The organism is Salmonella sp. 741265055_HSA, from assembly GCF_046569525.1.
In the GTDB taxonomy this organism is placed as follows: Bacteria; Pseudomonadota; Gammaproteobacteria; order Enterobacterales; family Enterobacteriaceae; genus Salmonella; species Salmonella enterica.
In genome coordinates, this window is the sequence record NZ_JBKFSQ010000002.1 from 195,458 (window position 1) to 219,686 (window position 24,229).

Annotated in this window: 19 protein-coding genes; 5 read left to right on the forward strand and 14 right to left on the reverse strand. The window is 51.7% G+C overall.

From position 1 onward, the window contains the following. Positions 1-21 precede the first annotated feature (21 nt). The 6 genes from narI to ACLD4K_RS02250 all read right to left on the reverse strand — a co-directional run bounded on the left by narI (position 22) and on the right by ACLD4K_RS02250 (position 8,950). Positions 22-702 carry a respiratory nitrate reductase subunit gamma gene (gene narI, locus ACLD4K_RS02225; RefSeq protein WP_000617106.1) on the reverse strand — a complete coding sequence of 227 codons (681 nt, stop codon included), beginning with the start codon at positions 700-702 and terminating at the stop codon, positions 22-24. After that, on the reverse strand, positions 699-1,394 hold the full coding sequence (gene narW, locus ACLD4K_RS02230) for a nitrate reductase molybdenum cofactor assembly chaperone (protein WP_368371806.1): 696 nt from the start codon (positions 1,392-1,394) through the stop codon (positions 699-701). Before narW ends, narI begins: the two co-directional genes overlap by 4 nt. Then, entirely contained in the window at positions 1,394-2,938 is a 1,545-nt protein-coding gene (gene narH / locus ACLD4K_RS02235; RefSeq protein WP_000702587.1) for a nitrate reductase subunit beta, read from the reverse strand. Before narH ends, narW begins: the two co-directional genes overlap by 1 nt. Beyond that, positions 2,935-6,675 (reverse strand): nitrate reductase subunit alpha, encoded by a 3,741-nt coding sequence (locus ACLD4K_RS02240; RefSeq protein ID WP_183060369.1) that lies wholly within the window; start codon positions 6,673-6,675, stop codon positions 2,935-2,937. The genes narH and ACLD4K_RS02240 overlap by 4 nt, the downstream gene beginning before the upstream one ends. 91 nt (positions 6,676-6,766) lie before the next feature. Then, positions 6,767-8,158 carry a NarK family nitrate/nitrite MFS transporter gene (locus ACLD4K_RS02245; RefSeq protein ID WP_411011322.1) on the reverse strand — a complete coding sequence of 464 codons (1,392 nt, stop codon included), beginning with the start codon at positions 8,156-8,158 and terminating at the stop codon, positions 6,767-6,769. Between the two features lie 213 nt (positions 8,159-8,371). Further along, positions 8,372-8,950 (reverse strand): TetR family transcriptional regulator, encoded by a 579-nt coding sequence (locus ACLD4K_RS02250; RefSeq protein ID WP_183060365.1) that lies wholly within the window; start codon positions 8,948-8,950, stop codon positions 8,372-8,374. A 117-nt stretch (positions 8,951-9,067) separates the two neighbouring features. Here ACLD4K_RS02250 and smvA point away from each other — a divergent pair, with 117 nt between their 5' ends. Then, entirely contained in the window at positions 9,068-10,555 is a 1,488-nt protein-coding gene (smvA, locus tag ACLD4K_RS02255; RefSeq protein WP_411011323.1) for a methyl viologen efflux MFS transporter SmvA, read from the forward strand. A gap of 24 nt (positions 10,556-10,579) precedes the next feature. On the opposite strand, the gene ACLD4K_RS02260 is transcribed toward smvA, so the two are convergent. The 3 genes from ACLD4K_RS02260 to yddG all read right to left on the reverse strand — a co-directional run bounded on the left by ACLD4K_RS02260 (position 10,580) and on the right by yddG (position 13,597). Next, a complete protein-coding gene (locus tag ACLD4K_RS02260; RefSeq protein WP_014343841.1) occupies positions 10,580-10,960 on the reverse strand; it encodes a GFA family protein in 381 nt (126 codons plus the stop codon). A gap of 143 nt (positions 10,961-11,103) precedes the next feature. After that, entirely contained in the window at positions 11,104-12,192 is a 1,089-nt protein-coding gene (gene ompD / locus ACLD4K_RS02265; protein ID WP_411011324.1) for a porin OmpD, read from the reverse strand. 523 nt (positions 12,193-12,715) lie between these two features. Next, positions 12,716-13,597, reverse strand: a complete 882-nt coding sequence (gene yddG, locus ACLD4K_RS02270) for an aromatic amino acid efflux DMT transporter YddG (RefSeq protein WP_000203795.1) — start codon at positions 13,595-13,597, stop codon at positions 12,716-12,718. Between the two features lie 277 nt (positions 13,598-13,874). Between yddG and fdnG the strand changes: the two genes are divergently transcribed. The 3 genes from fdnG to fdnI are packed head-to-tail and all read left to right on the forward strand — an operon-like array spanning position 13,875 to position 18,469. After that, on the forward strand, positions 13,875-16,922 hold the full coding sequence (gene fdnG / locus ACLD4K_RS02275; protein ID WP_411011325.1) for a formate dehydrogenase-N subunit alpha: 3,048 nt from the start codon (positions 13,875-13,877) through the stop codon (positions 16,920-16,922). Positions 16,923-16,935: 13 nt separating this feature from the next. Next, positions 16,936-17,820, forward strand: coding sequence for a formate dehydrogenase subunit beta (fdxH, locus tag ACLD4K_RS02280; RefSeq protein ID WP_411011326.1), 885 nt, complete (start codon positions 16,936-16,938; stop codon positions 17,818-17,820). Further along, a complete protein-coding gene (gene fdnI, locus ACLD4K_RS02285) occupies positions 17,813-18,469 on the forward strand; it encodes a formate dehydrogenase-N subunit gamma (protein WP_000045657.1) in 657 nt (218 codons plus the stop codon). The genes fdxH and fdnI overlap by 8 nt, the downstream gene beginning before the upstream one ends. A 98-nt stretch (positions 18,470-18,567) precedes the next feature. Here the strand turns inward: fdnI and adhP are convergent, their stop codons facing one another. The 4 genes from adhP to bdm all read right to left on the reverse strand — a co-directional run bounded on the left by adhP (position 18,568) and on the right by bdm (position 22,186). Continuing rightward, positions 18,568-19,578, reverse strand: a complete 1,011-nt coding sequence (adhP, locus tag ACLD4K_RS02290; protein ID WP_000642447.1) for an alcohol dehydrogenase AdhP — start codon at positions 19,576-19,578, stop codon at positions 18,568-18,570. Positions 19,579-19,858: 280 nt separating this feature from the next. Continuing rightward, positions 19,859-21,556: an NAD-dependent malic enzyme gene (locus ACLD4K_RS02295; protein WP_411011327.1), complete on the reverse strand. Its 1,698-nt coding sequence runs from the start codon at positions 21,554-21,556 to the stop codon at positions 19,859-19,861. Between the two features lie 176 nt (positions 21,557-21,732). Further along, positions 21,733-21,876: a stationary-phase-induced ribosome-associated protein gene (gene sra, locus ACLD4K_RS02300; protein WP_000841559.1), complete on the reverse strand. Its 144-nt coding sequence runs from the start codon at positions 21,874-21,876 to the stop codon at positions 21,733-21,735. Between the two features lie 94 nt (positions 21,877-21,970). Beyond that, on the reverse strand, positions 21,971-22,186 hold the full coding sequence (bdm, locus tag ACLD4K_RS02305; protein WP_000495700.1) for a biofilm-dependent modulation protein: 216 nt from the start codon (positions 22,184-22,186) through the stop codon (positions 21,971-21,973). Between the two features lie 510 nt (positions 22,187-22,696). On the opposite strand from bdm, the gene ACLD4K_RS02310 reads away from it, so the two are divergent. Further along, positions 22,697-23,128 (forward strand): OsmC family protein, encoded by a 432-nt coding sequence (locus tag ACLD4K_RS02310; protein ID WP_023218048.1) that lies wholly within the window; start codon positions 22,697-22,699, stop codon positions 23,126-23,128. A gap of 120 nt (positions 23,129-23,248) precedes the next feature. Here ACLD4K_RS02310 and hlyE read toward each other — a convergent pair whose 3' ends face one another. Beyond that, the gene (gene hlyE, locus ACLD4K_RS02315; RefSeq protein ID WP_058331496.1) at positions 23,249-24,160 is read right to left on the reverse strand and encodes a hemolysin HlyE; all 912 of its coding nucleotides are present in this window, start codon (positions 24,158-24,160) and stop codon (positions 23,249-23,251) included. Positions 24,161-24,229: the final 69 nt, after the last annotated feature.

Sequence of the window (24,229 nt, forward strand, 5' to 3'; positions counted from 1 at the left end):
CGTACCCCCGGGCAACGAGAATTAGCGGCGGGTACGAACAATCTGGTAGCGACGGGTGAAATACTCAAACGGCGCGCTCCAGACATGAACCAGACGGGTGAACGGGAAGAGCAGGAAAATAGTCATTCCCAGCACCAGATGAACGCGGAAAACAAACGCCACACCGCTCAGCATTTCCGAAGACCCGCCGCGGAAGGTGACAATACTTTGCGCCCAGCCCACCAACTTCATCATTTCGCTGCCATCCGGATATTGCGCCGAAAACGGAATGGTGCTCAGGCCAAGCAGGCACTGAATCAGCAAAATGCTCATGATGATAATATCTGGTGTAGTGGATGTCGCCCGCACACGCTGATTGGTCAGACGCCGCCACAGCAATCCCGCGCCGCCGATCAACGTTAATACGCCGCACACGCCGCCAAGGATCATCGCCATCTGCTGTTTTACCGCAATCGGCAGGAACCAGGCATACATCCAGTGCGGAGTCAGCATCCCAAACAGATGGCCAAAAAAGATCCCCAGAATGCCAATATGGAACAGATTCGACCATATCACCATCCCACGCTTATCCAGCATCTGGCTGGACGACGCGCGCCAGGTGTATTGTCCGTAGTCATAGCGCAGCCAACTGCCGAGGAAGAATACCGTGGCGCAAATATAGGGGTAGATGTCGTAAAAAAAGACGTTCAGGTACTGTATCATTTCGGGCCTCCCGCGCTGACGTCGACGTACTGCGGTGCCGCGTCCTGGCTAAAGCGTCGTTGATAATGGTGTAACGGTGAACTGTCACAGGTCGTGGCGTTATCTTCGATAAACTTCACCTGTTCTTCTTCCCAGACGGCATCCAGTGCCTGACGGGTATCATCCCGCGATTCCTGAACAATCTGTTTAGTGACGCTGTCACTTGTCAGTGGGCTGCCCGCCAGCGTCAGCAGGGCGTCAAACAGTTGATACCACGGCGCTCCTCGCTGTTTCAGACGACCGCCCAGCAGCGCCAGAATAGGGGCAATATTCTGTAATCCCTCGCGCGCTTCCGCTTCCGGCAACACGCTTAAGTACTCCAGATAGAGCGGCAGGTGATCCGGCAGTTCGCGGCAGTTGAGCTGCAGGCCCACGGTTTCATACTGACTTAACAAATCGACCATCGCCTGGCCGCGATCGCGGGACTCCGCATGAACATGCTCGAATAACAGCAATGAAGTGGCGCGCCCGCGGTCAAACACTTCGCACCATTCTGCTTGTTTATCCAGTAACGGCGCATAAAGCAGCTCGCGAGTGAAGTCGGCCAGCATTGGCGCATCGTGCTGGATAAGGGCGAACGCCTCATCCCGACATTCCCACAACCCGTCGTCCGGATACTCCATCAACAGGCCAATCGCTTTGAGGATTTGCATTATTCCCCCTCCGCTTTATCACGCACTTCGGTGATATTGATGGCATCAATACGGCTACTGTTGAACAGGTTGAATTTGGTATCCGAGCCGTGACAACCGTCGCCAAAAGTAAAGCCGCAGCCGTTGCGCTCCGGAAAGGCGTCGCGCGCCATTTCCCGGTGGCTGGTGGGAATGACAAAACGATCTTCATAATTGGCAATCGCCAGGTAGCGATACATCTCTTCAACCTGTTGTACGCTCAGACCCACTTCGTCAATCGCGCGGGTATCCGTCACGCCTTCAACCGTCTGCGAGCGCATGTAGTGGCGCATCGCCATCATCCGCTTTAGCGCCCGAATGACCGGACCGGTATCGCCCGCGCTGAGCATATTGGCCAGGTACTGAACCGGAATACGCAGCGTCTCCACCGCCGGCAGAATATTGCCATTGTGCGGCAACCCGCCCGCGTCGGCGTATGACTGGATGGGCGACAGCGGCGGTACGTACCAGACCATCGGCAGGGTACGGTATTCCGGGTGCAGCGGAAGCGCCAGCTTCCAGTCCATCGCCATTTTGTACACCGGCGACCGTTGGGCGGCGTCGATGACGTTTTGCGGGATGCCCTGTTTAAGCGCCTCCTCGATGACCGCCGGATCGTGCGGATCGAGAAACACATCGCACTGACGTTCATACAAATCCGTCTCGTGTTCGGTACTGGCCGCGTCTTCAATCCTGTCGGCGTCGTAGAGCAGAACGCCAAGATAACGGATGCGCCCGACGCAGGTTTCCGAGCAAACGGTCGGCTGGCCGGATTCAATACGCGGATAGCAAAATATGCACTTCTCAGACTTGCCGCTCTTCCAGTTAAAGTAGATTTTTTTGTACGGGCAGCCGCTGATACACAAACGCCAGCCCCGGCATTTATCCTGGTCGATTAGCACGATGCCGTCTTCTTCACGCTTATAAATAGCGCCACTTGGGCAGGTGGCGACACAACTGGGGTTCAGGCAGTGTTCGCACAGGCGCGGCAGGTACATCATGAAGGTGTTTTCGAACTGACCGTACATCTCCTTTTGTATGTTGTCGAAGTTACGGTCGCGGGCGCGTTTTTCAAACTCGCCGCCGAGCAGCTCTTCCCAGTTTGGCCCCCAGATCACCTTGTCCATCCGTTTTCCGTCAATCAGTGAACGAGGGCGGGCAGTGGGCTGATGCTTACTCTCCGGCGCATTATGTAAATGCTGATAATCGAAGGTAAAGGGTTCATAGTAATCATCGATTTGCGGAATCACCGGGTTGGCGAAAATTTTGCTAATTACCCCCATTTTGCCGCCCAGACGGGGCCTTATCTTGCCATTAACATCACGAACCCAACCGCCTTGCCACTCCTGCTGGTCTTCCCAGTTTTTGGGATAGCCGATGCCCGGTTTAGTTTCGACGTTATTGAACCATGCGTATTCCATCCCTTCACGTCCGGTCCAGACGTTTTTACAGGTGACGGAGCAGGTGTGACAGCCAATACATTTATCGAGATTCAGTACCATCCCAACCTGTGAGCGTATTTTCATTTTTTCGCCTCCTGTACCTGATCCCGGCCCTCATCATCCAGCCAGTTAATGTTTTTCATCTTCCTGATCATGATGAATTCATCTCGATTCGAACCCACGGTTCCGTAATAGTTGAAGCCGTAAGCCAGTTGCGCATAGCCGCCGATCATATGCGTCGGTTTTGGACAGACCCGGGTCACGGAGTTATGGATCCCGCCGCGCATTCCGGTCACTTCCGAGCCCGGAATATTCATAATTCGCTCCTGGGCGTGGTACATCATGGTCATACCCGGCGGGACGCGCTGGCTGACCACCGCACGAGCGGTAAGGGCGCCATTAGCGTTGAAGGCTTCAATCCAGTCGTTATCTTCAATACCCAATTCACGGGCATCGGCTTCGCTGATCCAGACAATCGGCCCGCCGCGCGACAACGTCAGCATCAGCAGGTTTTCGCTGTAGGTGGAGTGAATTCCCCATTTCTGGTGCGGCGTCAGGAAGTTAAGCGCTTTTTCCGGGAAGCCGTTGGGCGGAATTTCTCGCATTTCGCTGACGCTGCGGGTATCAATCGGCGGGCGATATGCCACCAGACTTTCGCCAAAAGCGCGCATCCACGCATGATCCTGATAGAGTTGTTGCCGCCCCGACAACGTGCGCCACGGGATCAGTTCATGTACGTTGGTATATCCGGCGTTATAAGAGACATGCTCGCTTTCCAGTCCTGACCAGGTCGGGCTGGAGATAATTTTGCGCGGTTGCGCCTGGATATCACGAAAGCGAATTTTCTCATCTTCTTTATTGATGGCCAGATGGGTGTGCTCGCGCCCGGTCATCTCGCCCAGCGCCTGCCAGGCTTTCACCGCCACCTGGCCGTTAGTTTCCGGCGCTAAGGCAAGAATCACTTCCGAGGCATCCAGCGCGGTGTCGATGCGCGGACGTCCTTTCGCCGGGCCATCGTGTTTGGTGTAATTGAGCTTACCGAGGAAATCGACTTCATCTTGCGTATTCCAGGCAATCCCCTTACCGCCGTTGCCTAATTTATCCAGCAGGGGACCCAGCGAGGTAAAACGTTCATAGGTGGCCGGATAATCGCGTTCAACCACGACGATATTGGGGGCGGTTTTGCCCGGAATAAGTTCGCACTCGCCTTTACGCCAGTCGAGAATATCAAATGGCTGCGCCAGTTCCGCCGGGGAATCATGCTGGAGCGGGTGTAACACCACATCGGTTTCCTGTCCGAGGTGTCCGACACACACTTCAGAAAAGACGCTGGCGATACCTTTGTAGATCTCCCAGTCGCTTTTGGATTCCCAGGCAGGATCGACCGCGGCGGAAAGGGGGTGGATAAACGGATGCATATCCGAGGTATTCATATCGTCTTTTTCATACCAGGTGGCGGTCGGCAAGACGATATCGGAAAACAGACAGGTACTGGACATACGGAAATCAAGCGTGACCAACAGATCGAGTTTGCCCTCAATCGCGGCGGACTGCCATTCCACCTCTTCAGGCTTAATTCCTTCGCTGGAGCCCAGCGCTTCGCCCTGGATACCGCTGTCGGTGCCCAGCAGATATTTGAGCATGTACTCATGACCTTTCCCGGAGGAGCCGAGCAGGTTAGAGCGCCAGACAAATAAATTTCGCGGGTGATTATGACCACTGTCAGGCTGTTCGCAGGCAAAACGGATAGCGCCTGATTTCAACGCCTGCACGGTATAATCCGCCGCAGACAACCCGGCTTTATCGGCGCTCGCTTTCACGCTGAGCGGGTTAAGATTAAGCTGCGGTGCCGAGGGTAGCCAGCCCATACGTTCCGCGCGCACGTTGAAATCGATCAGGTGTCCGGAAAATTTAGCCGGATCGGCCAACGGCGAGAGTAATTCTTGCGCAGTCAGTTTTTCATAGCGCCACTGGCTGGCATGGTTGTAGAAAAACGAGGTACTGTTCATCTGACGCGGTGGGCGATTCCAGTCCAGCGCGAAGGCCAGCGGCAGCCAGCCGGTTTGCGGCCGCAGCTTCTCCTGGCCGACATAGTGCGCCCAGCCGCCGCCGGTTTGTCCAACACAGCCGCAGAACACCAGCATGTTAATCATCCCACGGTAATTCATATCCATGTGATACCAGTGATTCACTCCCGCGCCGAGGATGATCATCGAACGACCGTGAGTTTTATGGGCGGTCTCGGCAAATTCACGCGCAATAGTTTCGATATGTCGACGCGGCACGCCGGTAATCTGTTCGCCCCAGGCCGGCGTGTAGGCTTTTACGTCGTTATAATTATTGGCGCTATGGCCGTCATCCAGACCACGATCCAGCCCATAATTAGCCAGCACCAGATCGTAAACGCTGACGACCATCCGCTCGCTACCGTCCGCCAGAGCCAGGCGTTTCACCGGCAACTGACGTACCAGCACCGGTTCCTGCCGCACGCTGCGGAAATGTGGGTTTTCGTTACCGCCAAAATAGGGGAAGGCGACACCCGCCACGTCATCATGCTGACCGAGTAAAGAGAGCGACAGTTCAGTTTCGACGCCCGCCGCCACCGGTTCCAGGTTCCATTTTCCCTTTTCGCCCCAGCGAAAACCGATAGAACCGTTGGGCGCGACCAGTTCGCCTGTACTGTTGAGCGCGACGGTTTTCCATTCCGGATTATTGGCTTCTCCCAGTCCATCCACCAGATCCGACGCGCGCATCATACGCCCCGGTACAGAACTGCCGTCTGCGCGCTCATCCAACAGGACCAGCATTGGCATGTCGGTATAACGGCGGCAATAGTTAAGGAAATAGTCGCTGGGATTATCGAGATGAAACTCTTTCAAAATGACGTGACCCATGGCCATCGCCAGCGCGCTGTCGGTACCTTGCTTTGGCGCCAGCCACTGATCGCACAGTTTAGCGACTTCGGAATAGTCCGGGGTGATGGCAATCGTCTTAGTGCCTTTGTAGCGCACTTCGGTAAAGAAGTGCGCGTCCGGGGTACGCGTCTGCGGCACGTTAGAGCCCCAGGCAATAATGTAGGCTGAGTTATACCAGTCGGCGGACTCCGGCACATCAGTCTGCTCGCCCCAGGTCATTGGCGACGCGGGCGGAAGATCGCAATACCAGTCATAGAAGCTCAGACAAGTACCGCCAAGCAATGACAGATAACGTGTTCCGGCGGCGTAAGAAACCATCGACATCGCCGGAATAGGTGAAAACCCCGCCACACGATCCGGACCATAGGTTTTGATTGTCCAGACGTTAGCGGCGGCAATGAGCTGATTCAGCTCTTTCCAGTTCGAACGAATAAAGCCGCCATGTCCGCGCACCTGTTTGTAACTTTGGCATTTTTGCGGGTCGTTCATTATCGATTCCCATGCCAGTACCGGATCGCTGTGCCGGGAAAGAGCCTCGCGCCACAGTTCTATCAGCCGCTTACGCACCAGAGGGTATTTCAGACGATTGGCGCTATAGAGATACCAGGAGTAGCTGGCGCCGCGCGGGCAGCCGCGCGGTTCATGGTTCGGCAAATCGGGACGCGTGCGCGGGTAGTCGGTTTGCTGGGTTTCCCACGTCACCAGACCGTTTTTGACATAAATTTTCCAGCTACAGGAGCCCGTGCAGTTGACGCCGTGGGTTGAGCGCACGATCTTATCAAACTGCCAGCGCTGGCGATAACTGTCTTCCCAGTCGCGGTTGGTATGCATCACCTGACCATGGCCGTCGGCAAAGGTATCGCCTTTTTGTTTAAAGTAACGAAAGCGATCCAACAGTTTACTCATGACATTTCTCCTGCTTCGATAAATTTTCCGCCATCCTGCCGATTTGGCGTTAAACCATTACCGGATGGCCGTCCTACAGGTGTGTATGTTGTTATTGTTGTTGTTTAGGCTTACGACGCCCGTAGACCAGCCAGGTCAGCAGGACGCAAGCGATGTAAAACAGCAAAAAGATTTTCATGGCGCCCACCGGCGAGCCGGTCAAGGCCAAAGAGGTGCCAAACGCTTTTGGAATAAAGAAGCCGCCCACAGCGCCAATAGCGGAGATAAAACCGAGCGCGGCGGCGGTATCCGTCACCGCTTCGCGCTGCGCCTGCTCATCGCTCCCGCCGCGCAGTTTGACGTTGTAGAGCGTGATCTGACGGAAGATCACCGCAATCATCTGGAAGGTAGAACCGCTGCCGAGACCCGCTGTCAAAAACAGGCCCATAAAAACAAGATAGAACGCGCTAAAGCTGCCTGCACCGGAGCCTGGCAGCGTGAGGAATAGCAGGGCGGTAAACAGCGCCATAAAGATAAAATTAATGAGCGTTACGCGAACGCCGCCGAATTTATCGGAGATCACGCCGCCTGCCGATCGCGCCAGCGCGCCGATAAAGGGGCCAAAGAACGCCAGTTGCAGAATGTTTACGTCGGGAAATTGCGTTTTGGCGAGCATGGCGAAACCTGCGGAAAAGCCGATGAATGACCCGAATGTCGCCAGGTACAGCAGGCTAAGCAGCCACAGGTGCAGACGTTTTAGCACCGGCAATTGCGAGGCGACAGACGCTTTTGAACTGCCGATATCGTTCATACCAAACCAGGCGGCAAGCGTCGCGATAACCAGTAACGGCACCCAGATCCAGGCGGCGTTAGTGAGGGCGAGCAGGGAGCCATCAGGTTGCGGCACGCCCCGGACGCCTAAAAAAGTAAATATCGGCAGAAAAATAACCAGCGGCGCAATCAACTGCATCATACTGACGCCAAGATTTCCCAGTCCGCCGTTAATACCCAACGCGCTACCTTGTCTGGCTTTTGGAAAGAAAAAACTGATGTTGCCCATACTGGACGCGAAGTTTGCCCCCGCAAAACCGCACAACAGAGCGATGAGCATAAATACCCCGAAAGGGGTGGCAGGATTTTGCACGGCGAATCCCAGCCAGGCACAGGGAATAATCAATATTACGGTACTTAATACGGTCCATTTACGACCACCAAACAGTGGCACCATAAAGGAGTAGGGCACGCGTAATATTGCGCCGGAAAGAGAAGGTAGTGCGGTTAATAAAAAGAGTTGGTCAGTGGTAAAATTAAACCCAATTTTATTGAGGTTGACGGCAACAGCGCTAAACAACATCCAGACGCAAAATGCCAGGAGCAAACAACTTACTGAAATCCATAAGTTTCTTCTGGCGATGCCTTTCCCTTTATTCTCCCAGAAGGCTGGATTTTCAGGTCGCCAGTCACTCAAGAGATAACGATTATAATTCTCGTTTTGTCGTGTCATTTTACCCCTCACATGCGCATATCATTTGAAAAAAACACAAAAAAGAGCCAGAGCGTCACGCGCTCTTTTGAGAACTTATTGAAGTTTTTTTAGAATATTGAGTGAAAGAATAGATAAAAAACCAGGCCAGCGCGGCGCGAAGAGGAGATATGATGTTTCTTAATTGTTACTATTTGTAAATTAAAAGGGATTTTTATTAAATTATTTGTAACTTTACGCAAAGAGTTCAAGCGTAATCATCCGATCCAGATGGTATTTAAACGCGGGATCGGCCATTTCCGGAATACCCAGTACATACATACCGTCCAGCCCGCACACCAGTGCGATAAGCCGCCAGGCGATATCCGTGGCGTTAGCAGTAAACGTAAATTCTCCTGCCTGTTTGCCCTGCTCGATAATAGTGACCGTTTCCTCATGCCACATCTGCATCGTAAGGAGATAAGCATCTCTGATGTGCGGATCCCGATCGGCCAGAATTTGCGCCTCTCGCCACAATTTTATGTAAGGCTCAAAGCCGCCGTCTTCGCTACCCAACATAGCGTGAAGCCGAGCACGCCAGGTGGCGGGCGGCGGAACTTGCCCGGCATCAAGCAGGGTGCGTATCAAATGGACAAAGGCCAGCGCTTTGAGCTCGCCCGCCGAGCTGAAGTGGTGATGCACCTGGCCGGCGGCGACATCGGCTTCTGAGGCGATACGTCGCACCGTCATGGCGGCAAACCCCTCTGTCAGCGCCACGCGCATCGCCGCTTGCAGGATCACTTCGCGGCGTTCATCCCGGTTAAGGTAACTCATATTTTCCCCACATTAGCCAATGCGCGCAGTGTAACAAAAAGCTGGACATTCGTTCAACTTACCGTAGGATCCTGAAACTGGACAAGCGTCCAAATTTGAATTTTTGAAGGGAGAGTTATGTTTCGTCAGTGGTTAACGTTAGTCATTATTGTGCTGGTCTATATTCCTGTCGCCATTGATGCCACGGTCTTGCATGTCGCCGCCCCGACACTGAGTATGACACTGGGGGCCAGCGGCAACGAGCTGCTGTGGATCATTGATATTTATTCTTTGGTCATGGCTGGCATGGTGTTGCCGATGGGCGCGCTTGGCGATCGTATCGGTTTTAAACGCCTGCTGATGCTGGGTGGGACGCTCTTTGGCCTGGCATCACTGGCGGCGGCGTTTTCGCATACCGCCAGTTGGCTTATCGCCACCAGGGTATTGCTGGCTATTGGCGCGGCGATGATTGTACCGGCGACGCTGGCCGGGATACGCGCCACCTTTTGTGAAGAGAAGCATCGCAACATGGCGCTGGGCGTCTGGGCAGCGGTAGGTTCAGGCGGAGCGGCGTTTGGGCCGCTCATCGGCGGCATATTATTAGAGCATTTTTACTGGGGATCGGTTTTCCTGATCAACGTGCCGATTGTGCTGGTCGTCATGGGCTTAACCGCCCGTTATGTTCCTCGCCAGGCGGGCCGTCGCGATCAACCGCTCAATCTTGGCCATGCGGTGATGCTGATTATTGCCATTTTGCTGTTGGTCTATAGCGCTAAAACCGCGCTGAAAGGGCATCTGTCGCTGTGGATCATCTCGTTTACCCTGCTTACCGGCGCGTTGCTCCTGGGACTCTTTATCCGCACACAGCTTGCGACATCGCGTCCGATGATTGATATGCGACTATTTACCCATCGCATTATCCTGAGCGGCGTCGTGATGGCGATGACCGCGATGATCACTCTGGTGGGTTTTGAGCTGCTGATGGCGCAAGAGCTACAGTTTGTTCACGGGCTATCGCCTTATGAGGCCGGGGTATTTATGCTGCCAGTGATGGTCGCCAGTGGATTCAGCGGGCCGATTGCGGGCGTGCTGGTCTCGCGTCTGGGACTACGGCTGGTCGCGACGGGCGGCATGGCGTTAAGCGCGCTGAGTTTTTATGGTCTGGCGATGACGGATTTCAGCACCCAGCAATGGCAGGCCTGGGGGCTGATGGCGCTGCTGGGATTTAGCGCCGCCAGCGCATTGCTGGCTTCCACGTCGGCAATTATGGCCGCTGCGCCGGCAGAAAAAGCGGCGGCGGCCGGCGCGATCGAAACGATGGCTTATGAACTGGGCGCAGGACTGGGCATTGCCATTTTCGGCCTGTTGTTAAGCCGTAGCTTCTCCGCTTCTATCCGTCTGCCTGCCGGGCTTGAGGCGCAAGAGATTGCCAGAGCGTCATCTTCAATGGGTGAAGCTGTGCAGTTGGCGAATAGCCTGCCGCCCACGCTGGGGCAGGCAATACTGGACGCCGCCAGACAGGCCTTTATCTGGTCGCATAGCGTGGCGTTAAGCAGCGCCGGGAGTATGCTTCTTTTGCTGGCGGTAGGGATGTGGTTCAGCCTGGCAAAAGCCCAACGCCGATAACATAACGCCTGATGAGATAAGCGCTTAATGCGCTAGCTGGCAGGGGGAGTCCATTTCCTCAACTTCTTTACCGCTGAGGCGTGCGTATTGCCCCGTCAGTCGCCAGAAAGCAGGCTGGGTTTCGGTATAAATTTCCGCAGCCAGAATCAGCCGACGGCGATCAACTTCGTTCAGTTCCAGTAAGGTCCAGGGAATAAAATAGCGATCGGTATCGGTAAGCCGAAACCACAGCGGACACCCGCAGCCGGAACAGAAGTAGCGTTCGCCGCGTGAAGAGGATGAAAAGTATGGCGGTTCCGGGGAAAGGGGGGCTAGCTGTGGTTGCCCGCAGGCTTCCAGATACATGGCTATTCCACCCGACCATTTTTGACACAGCGTACAATGGCAGGCATAGACATCCAGCATTTCGACGTCAACGGTAAAATGGCTCTGTCCGCAAAGACAACGACCAGTGAACGTCTGCACGGCATACTCCTTATGACCGAGTCTACATCAAGAGAAAAAGCCAGCCCTGAAAGGACTGGCTTTGTATTCAGACTACAACAAAATTAGAACTGGTAGTTCAGACCAACAGCAACGATGTTGTCGGTAGACACTTTAGCCGCTTTGGTGAAAGCGCTGTCGTCCAGCAGGTTGATTTTGTAATCAACGAAGGTGGACATGTTTTTGTTGAAGTAATAGGTTGCGCCGACATCGATGTACTCAACCAGATCCTGGTCGCCGTAAGTACCCAGGTTTTTACCTTTGGATTTCAGGTAAGCGATGGACGGACGCAGACCGAAGTCGAACTGATACTGAGCAACCGCTTCGAAGTTCTGGGTTTTATTCGCGATAAACGCATCACCCGCTGAATCTTCACCGAAGGTGGTCATGTTCAGCGTTTCGGAGTAGGTGGTCGCCAGGTAGATGTTGTTCGCATCATATTTCAGACCAGCAGCCCAGACTTCAGCGTTTTTACCCGCAGCATTCAGGTTGCTCGCTGCTTTCACCTGGTTGTTAGTACGGTCAGACTTCGCATAGGCCGCACCTACGCCAAAACCTTCGTACTCATACGTTGCGGACAGACCGAAACCGTCGCCGTTAGACTCGTACGCGCCGTCACGGTCGTTTTTGCCCTGGTACTGCGCGGCAAAGTTCAGACCTTCAACCAGGCCAAAGAAGTCAGTGTTACGGTAGGTGGCAACACCAGTAGTACGGCCAGTCATGAAGACGTCAGTCTGAGTCCAGGTATCGCCACCGAACTCTGGCAGAACGTCGGTCCATGCGCCGATGTCGTAAGCAACGCCGTAGTTACGACCGTAGTCGAAAGAACCGTAGTCAGCGAATTTCAGACCAGCAAACGCCAGACGGGTTTTGTCTTTGTCAGCGCCCTGGCTTTCAGTACGGTTGCCTTTGAATTCATATTCCCACTGGCCAAAACCGGTTAACTGATCGTTGATCTGCGTTTCGCCTTTAAAGCCCAGACGCGCGTAAGTTTTGTCACCATCACTTCCGTTATCATCAGAGAAATAATGCTGAGCGTGAACTTTACCGTACAGATCCAGTTTATTGCCGTCTTTGTTATATACCTCGGCTGCATTTACAACGCCTGCTGCCAACAGGGAAGTCACTGCCACTGCCACTAACTTAAGTTTCATTTTAATAATCCTTATAATTTTCTTAGCGTGTTTCCTCAACCATTGTTAAACGAGGCGTTTGTCAATGGCAGACTATTTTTAAATGACGGAGTGGCATAAGTTCAATAATAAGTTTCATAAGATTACAAATTATTTTAATTTGTGTGATCGAGATCTCCTTAATACATTTGAGAGTATTAATTTAAATAGGGATTTTCTAATAAAATATATTTTCGAAGGGGATTGTTTGGCTGTTTATGATTTTATTTTTGGTAGTAACGGCTGATTATTATATGCACTAATACAGTTGCCAGCTAGCGTTAATTATATATTTGTTAATATAATTATATCATCACATTAACATATTTAACGATTTTATAAAATCCATTTTTACCAGCGCAATCCTGGCATGGCGCAGGGGGAGCACGTGAAAATGAAAAATCGTCAAAGACACACAGGCGATAGATAAAAGCGTAGTTGTGTTATGAAGAGTGTCAAGGTGCAGCGGGTCGATTTAATATCAACATCGGCCCGCCCGTCGCTATTAGCGCCGCCGCGTTGCCAGCCAACAAAGTAGCGAACCTACGCAAACCATGACTGCGCCTTGCCAGAAGGAGAATGACAGTGGTGAGCTGAGTAACAGCGCTGCCAGAGCAGAGGACATGACGGGGGTAAAATAAGACCCTACGGCCATGATAGTCACATTGCCATGAAGTATGCCCACATTCCATGCTGCGTAGGCGAACCCCAACGTTAATGCCGCGGTAAAAAGTTTAGCAATCACCGGTAGGCTAAATATCATGGCAGGCTGCGGTGTAAGAAAATAGTGGAACCACAGCGCCACGGCAGTGAGTAACACAAAGACGGTGATACCGTTAAAACCACGCGCATATTTATTTGTGACGGTGCAGTACGTCGCCCATATAAACGCCCCAAGAAATGCCAGTAAATAACTTAGCGGACTGGTGGCGACATTGCTGATAATTTCTCCTGGATTAAGACCATTCTCGCCCCCCAGAACCCAGCAAACGCCAGTAAGTGCAATAAGCAATCCAGGAACAATAAGCCAGTTAGTTTTTTGCCCATTAAAAAGAATAGCAAACAGAATGGTCAGGCTGGGCCATAAATAGTTAACCATGCCGACTTCGATAGCCTGATGGCGAGTGGCGGCATAACCGAGAGAAAGCGCCAGGCATATTTCATAACTGACAAACAGTACGCTGCCTGCGATGAGGTATCGCCCCGGGAAACGACGGATATCAGGTAATCCGACGGTAAAAATCAGCAGCAGGCCGCTTAATGAATAGATCATGGCTGCGCCGCCTACCGGTCCGAGACCTTCGCTGACGCCGCGAATTAACCCAACCATCGTGCTCCACAGAACGATGGCAACAAGCCCTATTAGCGTTGCTTTTTGTGATGTCATGCTTTGTGACTGTCCTGAATACCGCGCAAAATAAACTGCCACTTATAGCACTTTTTCCGGGGGCGATGCCATGCAGTGTCATTTTTTAGTACCTCCCTGGAGTTATTGCGGTTTAAAAATAGGGCTATTTAATAGCGGAACCGTTTCAATATTGATTTGACGCAAAAAAGTTATCGATTTTGCTGTTAGTTTCCTCGCGAAGTTATACACGCATCCTGGACTGAGGTTTTGCTGCAGTTCGAAGGAGGCGTGCATCCGTGGAAAAAAGAGGAAAGCAATGGACGTCAGCCGCAGACAATTTTTTAAAATCTGCGCGGGCGGTATGGCGGGAACAACGGTGGCCGCACTGGGTTTTACCCCTAAAATGGCCCTGGCTCAGGCGCGAAACTATAAGCTGTTGCGCGCAAAAGAGATCCGTAACTCCTGCACATACTGTTCCGTAGGTTGCGGGCTATTAATGTATAGCCTGGGAGATGGGGCAAAAAACGCGAAAGAAGCGATTTACCATATTGAAGGCGACCCGGATCATCCGGTAAGCCGTGGCGCGCTGTGCCCGAAAGGGGCCGGTTTGCTGGACTATGTTCACAGTGAAGATCGCCTACGCTATCCGGAATACCGCGCGCCAGGTTCCGACAAGTGGCAGCGCATTAGCTGGGATGACGCTTTCACTCGTATTGCTAAATTAATGAAAGCCGACCGTGACGCCAACTTTATTGAAAAGAATGAGCAGGGCGTCACGGTTAACCGCTGGCTCTCTACCGGGATGCTGTGCGCCTCGGCGGCCAGCAATGAAACGGGTATGCTGACGCAGAAGTTTGCGCGTTCTCTCGGTATGCTGGCGGTAGATAACCAGGCGCGCGTCTGACACGGACCAACGGTAGCAAGTCTTGCTCCAACATTTGGTCGCGGTGCGATGACCAACCACTGGGTGGATATTAAAAACGCCAACGTCGTGATGGTGATGGGCGGCAATGCCGCAGAAGCGCATCCGGTGGGTTTCCGCTGGGCGATGGAAGCGAAAAACAACAACGATGCGACGTTGATTGTCGTTGATCCACGCTTTACGCGTACGGCGTCGGTGGCGGATATCTATGCGCCAATACGTTCCGGTACAGACATTACCTTTCTGTCCGGCGTGTTGCTGTACCTGATCGAAAATAACAAAATCAACGCTGAATACGTTAAGCATTACACCAACGCCAGCCTGCTGGTGCGGGATGATTTTGCCTTTGATGACGGCCTTTTCAGCGGCTATGACGCCCAAAAGCGTCAGTACGATAAATCCTCCTGGAACTACCAGTTCGATGAAAACGGCTATGCCAAACGTGATGAAACGTTGACGCACCCACGCTGTGTGTGGAATCTGCTGAAGCAGCACGTTTCGCGCTATACGCCGGACGTCGTGGAAAACATCTGCGGTACGCCGAAAGCGGACTTCCTGAAGGTGTGTGAGGTGTTGGCCTCTACCAGCGTTCCGGATCGCACGACGACCTTCCTGTATGCGCTGGGCTGGACGCAACATACTGTCGGAGCGCAGAACATCCGTACTATGGCGATGATCCAGTTGCTGCTCGGCAATATGGGGATGGCTGGCGGCGGTGTGAACGCCTTGCGCGGCCACTCTAATATTCAGGGCTTAACGGATTTAGGACTGCTCTCCACCAGCCTGCCGGGCTACCTGACGCTACCGTCAGAAAAACAGGCCGATCTGCAAACTTATCTGTCCGCGAATACCCCCAAAGCGACGCTGGCCGATCAGGTCAACTACTGGGGTAATTATCCTAAGTTCTTCGTCAGCCTGATGAAATCTTTCTATGGCGATGCGGCGCAGAAAGAGAATGACTGGGGCTTTGCCTGGCTGCCTAAGTGGGATCAGTCCTATGACGTGATCAAATATTTCAACATGATGGATAGCGGGAAAGTCACCGGCTATTTCTGTCAGGGCTTTAACCCGGTGGCGTCCTTCCCGGACAAAAACAAAGTGGTGCAAAGCTTAAGCAAACTGAAGTATCTGGTCGTTATCGATCCGCTGGTGACTGAAACGTCGACGTTCTGGCAGAACCACGGCGAATCTAATGATGTCGATCCGACAACGATTCAGACCGAAGTCTTCCGTCTGCCGTCTACCTGTTTTGCGGAAGAGGATGGCTCTATCGCTAACTCCGGTCGCTGGTTACAGTGGCACTGGAAAGGTCAGGACGCGCCGGGCGAAGCGCGTAACGACGGCGAGATTCTGGCCGGTATTTACCATCGTCTGCGTGAAATGTATCGCGCAGAAGGCGGTAAAGGCGCCGAACCACTATTGAAGATGAGCTGGAACTACAAGCAGCCGGATGAACCGCATTCGGAAGAAGTGGCGAAAGAGAACAACGGCTATGCGCTGGAAGATCTCTATGATGCCAACGGTACACTGCTTGCCAGGAAAGGCCAGTTGTTGAGCAGTTTTGCATTACTGCGCGATGACGGTACGACATCCTCCTCCTGCTGGATTTATACCGGTAGCTGGACGGAGCAGGGCAACCAGATGTCCAGACGTGATAATGCCGACCCGTCAGGGCTTGGCAATACACTGGGTTGGGCGTGGGCGTGGCCGCTAAACCGTCGCGTATTGTATAACCGCGCTTCGGCGGACTCGCAGGGTAAACCGTGGGATCCAAAACGGATGCTGATCCAGTGGAACGGCGCGAAGTGGACAGGGAACGATATTCCGGACTTTAACAACGCGGCGCCGGGGAGCGGGACCAATCCGTTTATCATGCAGCCGGAAGGGCTGGGACGTCTGTTTGCTATTGATAAAATGGCGGAAGGGCCGTTCCCTGAACACTACGAGCCGATGGAAACGCCGCTGGGCACTAACCCGCTGCACCCGAATGTGGTCTCGAACCCGGCGGCGCGTCTGTATGAAGAAGATGCGCTGCGCATGGGTAAGAAGGAGCAGTTTCCGTACGTGGGCACGACTTACCGCCTCACAGAGCATTTCCATACCTGGACCAAACATGCGCTACTTAACGCTATCGCTCAGCCGGAACAGTTTGTGGAGATCAGTGAGACGCTGGCGGCAGCGAAAGGTATTGCTAACGGCGACTATGTGAAGGTGAGCAGTAAACGCGGGTTTATTCGCGCGGTCGCGGTGGTAACTCGTCGTCTTCGCACTCTGCATGTCAACGGTCAGCAGGTTGAAACGGTGGGGATCCCGATTCACTGGGGCTTTGAGGGTGTCGCGCGCAAAGGCTATATCGCCAATACTCTGACGCCAAATGTCGGTGATGCCAACTCGCAAACGCCGGAATACAAAGCGTTTTTAGTTAACATCGAGAAGGCGTAAGGGAGGCGAACATATGTCTATGGAAACGCAGGACATTATTAAACGGTCCGCAACAAACGCCATCACGCCACCTCCACAGGCGCGTGATTACAAAGCCGAAGTCGCGAAACTGATCGACGTCTCCTCCTGTGTCGGCTGTAAAGCCTGCCAGGTAGCCTGTTCTGAATGGAACGATATTCGCGATGACGTTGGCCATTGTGTCGGGGTGTACGATAACCCTGCCGATCTCAGCGCCAAGTCCTGGACGGTGATGCGCTTTACCGAAACCGAGCAGAACGGCAAGCTGGAGTGGCTGATTCGTAAAGATGGTTGTATGCACTGTGAAGATCCGGGCTGTCTTAAAGCCTGTCCATCTGCCGGGGCTATCATCCAGTACGCGAACGGGATTGTTGATTTTCAATCTGAACACTGTATCGGCTGTGGTTACTGTATCGCCGGGTGTCCATTTAATATTCCGCGCCTCAACAAAGAGGACAACCGCGTTTATAAATGTACGCTTTGCGTCGATCGCGTCAGCGTGGGCCAGGAACCGGCCTGCGTCAAAACTTGTCCGACCGGGGCTATTCACTTCGGCACCAAAAAAGAGATGCTGGAACTGGGTGAGCAACGCGTGGAGAAGTTAAAAGCGCGTGGCTTTGAACATGCCGGTATCTACAACCCGCAGGGCGTCGGCGGTACGCACGTTATGTATGTGCTGCACCATGCCAATCAGCCGGAGTTGTACCACGGCTTGCCGAAAGATCCGCAGATCGATACCTCAATCAATCTGTGGAAAGGGGCGCTAAAACCGCTGGCCGCAGCGGGCTTTATCGCCACTTTCGCCGGTCTGATTTACCACTACATCGGTATTGGCCCGAATAAAGAAACGGACGACGATGAGGAGGATCATCATGAGTAAGTCGAAAATGATTGTGCGCACGAAATTTGTCGATCGCGCCTGTCACTGGACGGTGGTGATCTGCTTCTTCCTGGTAGCGCTGTCGGGGATTTCGTTTTTCTTCCCGACGCTACAATGGTTGACGCAAACCTTTGGCACGCCGCAGATGGGACGTATTTTGCACCCGTTCTTCGGTATTGCCATTTTCATCGCGCTGATGTTTATGTTCGTGCGTTTCGTCCACCACAACATCCCGGATAAAAAAGACATTCCGTGGCTGAAAAATATTGTCGAAGTATTGAAAGGCAATGAGCATAAGGTGGCGGATGTCGGCAAATACAATGCCGGACAGAAGATGATGTTCTGGTCCATTATGAGTATGATTTTTGTGCTGCTGGTAACTGGCGTGATTATCTGGCGTCCGTATTTCGCGCAGTATTTCCCCATGCAGGTGGTGCGTTATAGCCTGTTAATTCATGCGGCGGCGGGCATTATTTTAATGCACGCGATCCTCATCCATATGTATATGGCATTTTGGGTGAAAGGCTCGATTAAGGGCATGATCGAAGGGAAGGTCAGCCGTCGCTGGGCGAAGAAACATCATCCACGCTGGTATCGTGAAATCGAGAAGGCGGAAGCAAAAAAAGAGAGCGAAGAAGGTATTCAGTAATTCTTTCGCGATCTGATAAACAAGGCGCTATCCTCGTAGCGCCTTGTTTTCATCTGCTGTCTGTTATCAAACCTACTCAGACGACCACAGCAAATCGTTTAACGACGGAAATCGATGACCATACGGCCACGAATTTGTCCCTGTTCCATCTCTTTAAAAATAACGTTGATATCTTCAAGCGGACGTAAAGCGACTTTTGGCACGACTTTTCCTTCCGCCGCGAACTGGAAGGCTTCGGTCAGATCCTGACGTGTCCCCACCAACGAACCGACAACCTGAATGCCATCCAGCACCAGGCGAGGGATATCAAGGTTCATGGCTTCTGGCGGCAGCCCGACTGCCACCACGCGGCCTCCGGCGCGAACGGCATCTACTGCGGAATTAAACGCCGCCTTAGCGACCGCGGTAACCACCGCTGCGTGCGCGCCACCGGTTTTTTCCTGCACAATTTTAGCCGCATCTTCCGTACGTGAATTAATGGTCAGATCTGCGCCCATTTCCTCGGCCAGTTTCAGTTGTCCATCATTGACATCAATGGCGATCACTTTCGCATTGAAAACGTTTTTCGCGTACTGCAAGGCCAGATTACCCAGACCGCCCAGACCGTAGATGGCAATCCACTGGCCAGGTTTAATATGAGAAATCTTCACCGCTTTATACGTGGTAACGCCCGCGCAGGTAATACTACTTGCCGCCGCAGAGTCCAGACCTTCCGGTACTTTCACCGCATAATCCGCGACGACAATACACTCTTCGGCCATGCCGCCATCTACCGTGTAACCGGCATTTTTCACGTTGCGGCATAAGGTTTCATTGCCCGTATTGCAATACTCACAGTGTCCGCATCCTTCATAAAACCACGCGACACTCGCGCGATCGCCGGGTTTCAGCGAGGTGACACCGGGACCGACTTCCGCCACGACGCCAATGCCTTCGTGTCCCAGAATGACGCCGGTTTTGTCACCGAAATCTCCGTTTTTCACGTGTAGATCGGTATGGCATACGCCGCAGCACTCCATTTTTAGCAAAGCTTCACCGTGGCGAAGGGGACGCAGCGTTTTCTCAGTAACATCAACCTGATGATCTTGTGTGACAACAGCAGCTTTCATAACCTTCTCCTTTATTAATAGTGAACTGCATAGCAGGTAATAGCAGGTAAGGTGCTATTACCTCTTTAGGATTAATATTTCTGATGAGTTATGCAAGGCGGCAGAAATACAATGTAATAGTTTAGCCAGGATTATCCTGATAAATCCCCGTTCAATACATAAAGGTGGCTAATATTAGTAGCTTGACAAATAAGCAGGAAAAGGAATGCAGGTGTGTCGACAGACTCACCAAAACTAAAGCAGAAAGTGATATCCGGCGGCATTCACCGCCGGGTACGTATTAAATGGAAGTCCGACGGTAATCGCGGTATTCCGGTTTCCAGAAGTTATCGTCAATCGCCTGTTGCAGCGCTTCCGCAGAGGTTTTCACCGCTACACCTTGTTGCTGCGCCATTTTGCCTACGGCAAAAGCGATAGCGCGCGACACGACCTGGATGTCCTTAAGCGCTGGCAACACTAATCCTTCGCCGTTATTCACCAGCGGAGAATGTTTCGCCAGCGTCTCACTGGCTGACATCAGCATTTCATCAGTAATGCGCGATGCGCCGGAAGCGATAACCCCCAGTCCGATGCCAGGGAAAATATAGGCGTTATTACATTGTGCGATCGGATAAATCTTATCTTTCCAGATGACCGGCGAGAATGGGCTGCCGGTTGCCACCAGCGCGTTGCCTTCCGTCCAGGCGATAATGTCCTGTGGCGTGGCCTCCACGCGAGAGGTGGGATTAGAGAGCGGCATGACGATCGGGCGAGGGCAATGCTTATGCATCTCGCGGATGATCTCTTCAGTAAAGAGCCCGGTCTGGCCGGAAACCCCGATCAGGATATCCGGCTTCACGTTACGCACCACATCCAGCAGCGACAGCACGTCATTTTCGATATCCCAGTGCTGGAGATTGTCGCATTTCTGCACCAGTTTAGCCTGGAACGGCAATAAATTAGGCATCCGGTCCGTCAACAGGCCGAAGCGATCGACCATAAAAACGTTCTGTCGAGCGGCGTCTTCGCTTAAACCTTCACGCTGAGTCTGCGCGATGATTTGTTCAGCAATCCCACATCCGGCGGAACCCGCGCCGAGAAAAACGATTTTCTGCTCGCTAAGCTGACTGCCGGCAGCGCGGCTGGCGGCGATCAACGTACCGACGGTCACGGCTGCGGTGCCCTGAATATCATCGTTAAAGGAGCAAATCTCATCACGATAGCGCGCCAACAGCGGCATTGCGTTTTTCTGCGCGAAATCTTCAAACTGTAGCAGGATATCTGGCCAGCGCTGCTTAACGGCCTGAATAAACTCATCGACAAACGCATAATACTCATCGTCGGTAATGCGCGGATGACGCCAGCCCATGTAAAGCGGATCGTTGAGTAACTGCTGATTGTTGGTGCCGACATCCAGCACAACGGGAAGGGTATAGGCCGGACTAATGCCGCCGCAGGCGGTGTATAATGACAGCTTACCGATAGGGATCCCCATCCCGCCGATGCCCTGATCGCCAAGCCCCAGAATCCGCTCGCCATCCGTTACCACAATAACTTTAATGTTATGGTTAGGCACATTCTGCAAAATGTCGTCCATATTGTGACGATTCGGATAAGAGATAAACACGCCGCGCGCCCGGCGATAAATCTCAGAGAAGCGCTCACAGGCCGCGCCCACGGTCGGGGTATAGATAACCGGCATCATCTCTTCAAGATGGTTTTGCACCAGTCGATAAAAGAGCGTTTCGTTGGTATCCTGGATATTACGCAGATAAATATGCTTATCGATTTCCGTTTTAAACCCCTGATACTGGAGCCAGGCGCGTTCGGCCTGTTCTTCAATCGACTCGACGACCTCCGGCAGCAGTCCTGACAAATTGAAGTTGCGGCGCTCTTCTACGCTAAAAGCGCTGCCTTTGTTTAACAGGGGGAATTCCAGCAATACAGGGCCAGCGTAAGGGATATAAAGGGAACGTGCTTTCTTGGTTGTAGTTTCCATGTTACTCACTCTTTTTCGAATAACTGTCCCTGGCACCGTCGTTTATCATCATATATTGCCTTCCACCAGGGAACCGACGCTGAGTATAAAGCATTGTGAGACGTTAAGGTCATTCCTATAAACAAAAACACCATTGCAGATGCAATGGTGTTTAACGTCATTTCAGGACTGTACGATTACTTTTGGCTATCGGCGCGGCGCTTTCTGCCGGTTGGGTTATTCACCACGCTGCTGGTGTCGCCTTCAGTAACAACCTTACGCTGGTTGGAAATTCTGTAATCCAGTCCAAGTATATGACGAGCCTGACGGTTCGATTTCATGTTAACTCCTCAATCCTGTTGCTAGTTTTAAGGACAAATTCGCTTACGCGAAAGAAACGTAACCCCTAAGGTTGCCGATACAGCATAGCAGGTTTTACAGAGTCGGGTGCTGCCCGCTTACCACATAGTTGATGGTCTGCTGGTAGATGTCACTGAGGATGTCATTGTCGGAAGCCTCAACCCATTTGGTCAGCTCCATTAAAATATCATCTTCAGTGACAACGCCTAACTCCGCGCGTAATCCTTGTTCAATCGCGTTGACCAGGGCCGGTTGTGCTGCTGAGGTATTTGCTGAGTGATAAGTAAACATATAATGCCTCCGTGAACATGTATTTATTTAGTACGGCTCGCAGAAAATTAATTCGTATTCAGCATGGCAAATATTTTTGCGGCTGTGGTTAAGATTAGTCCTGGAGTTATTTTAACGCAAGGCGGAATTCTAGTTGTTTACCTCAGAAGAAAATATACTACGTTTGCCAATTACATATCCTCATACAAATAGTGGTCAATTAATATACATTTAAAAGACTACTTATTGCGATTTTTATCATTTATTACAATGGGATAGGGCAAAGCTTAATACACATTAAAATATATATCATGGAATACGCTTACAGAAGAAAAAGTAAGGATAAAAGGAGGGGTATATTCTTTAAAGAAAGGGAGGCCTGTTGGTTTAATATCCATAAATGAAAAAGCATAAACCATTTTCTATATCTGAAGTGCGGGTAATTGACAACAGGCTACCTCCATCGGCATGGTCAACGCAGATTAGCAGCATGGTCTATACTTTATTTTTTGAGCCAACAGGAGAGCAAAAATGACAATCCATAAGAAAGGTCAGGCACACTGGGAAGGCGACATCAAACGGGGTAAAGGTACTGTATCAACAGAAAGCGGCGTGCTTAATCAACAACCGTATGGATTCAATACCCGGTTCGAAGGCGCGCAGGGAACCAACCCGGAAGAGTTAATCGGCGCCGCACATGCGGCCTGTTTCTCCATGGCGCTATCACTCATGCTGGGAGAGGCTGGATTTACGCCCACCTCCATTGACACCACCGCTGACGTATCGCTTGATAAGGTGGATGCGGGCTTCGCCATTACCAAAATTGCACTACAAAGCAAAGTCGCGGTAGCAGATATTGATGCTTCAACTTTCGATCAAATCATCCAGAAAGCAAAAGCCGGATGCCCGGTTTCGCAGGTTCTGAATGCGGAAATCACTCTCGACTACCAGCTTAACGCCTGATAACTCCGCCAGCCCGGTAACGACTCTTGTTTATCGGGCTGTTGAATATCGCTTTTTCTCCCTCTCTCATTTTTTTCACGCTATCGGGCGTTAAAAGTACACAGAGCGAATGAAAATGTATCAGACGGCAGGAACCTCGAGAAGCGTCTTCTTACCGTGTCTTTGTTGGTATTCATTACAGGTGTTAATCATTTTCTTTGCAGCTCCTTTTAGTAAAGAAAGCATTAAATCATCATAATCAACGTAGAATCTGGTTGTTTCGGTTTCCGTTTTTATCTCCCCAATTGCTGCTATTTCAGTGGCTAATTTCAATTTTGCCGCATCGATATCTTTATTCGCTTGTTTCACTGTAGCTGATAAGCTAGTAAAGAAATTTTGCACTGCTTTTAGCCTGTTATTCAATTCTGGAATCAATTTCCCTTCAATCACGCCCGCAGCAATAGAATAGGAAATAATTAATCCAAACGGACCGGCGATTATGCCGGCTGCAGCACCGGCATAAGCTTCCTTACGAATTTTATCCACCTGTGACTGAAAATAACTGCTTTTTTCCGAGAAATCATTGGTTAACTGGCTATCTAATGCCAGCAGTTTTCCGGAAGCGTTGTTGAAACTTTGTGAACTTTCCAGGAGAGCTTTTTGCGCCTCATTCAGTTTCTTGACGCCATCATCTAATATCCTGATGAGAATGTCTTTCTGGGCTGATGCTTTTTTCTCATTGTATTCATCAAATAGTAAAATATACGCTGTGAGTAATTGCGTCACGACACCACACCATTCATAAACAGTTTGTGTCGCTTCAAAATACTTGTCCTGGCTGTCCATAAGCAAAACTTTAATATCACCAACTAAAATAGAAGCTGCCTGCGAGTACTCCTGTTTAAAACGGCTTAACTCTTTTATGGTTTCATCAAAGGTCTTCCAGGGGATGACCTGGTCGAGGTATTTGTTATAAAGATCTAATGCCCCATCTGCGGTTTCGATCGCGCTTTTAACTACCTCTACAGTTTGATCTGCAAATATTCCAGTCATAATCACTTGCCTCTTTAAATATATAAATTGCAATTAAGCCTCTGTTTTACAACTTATTCTTACCTATTA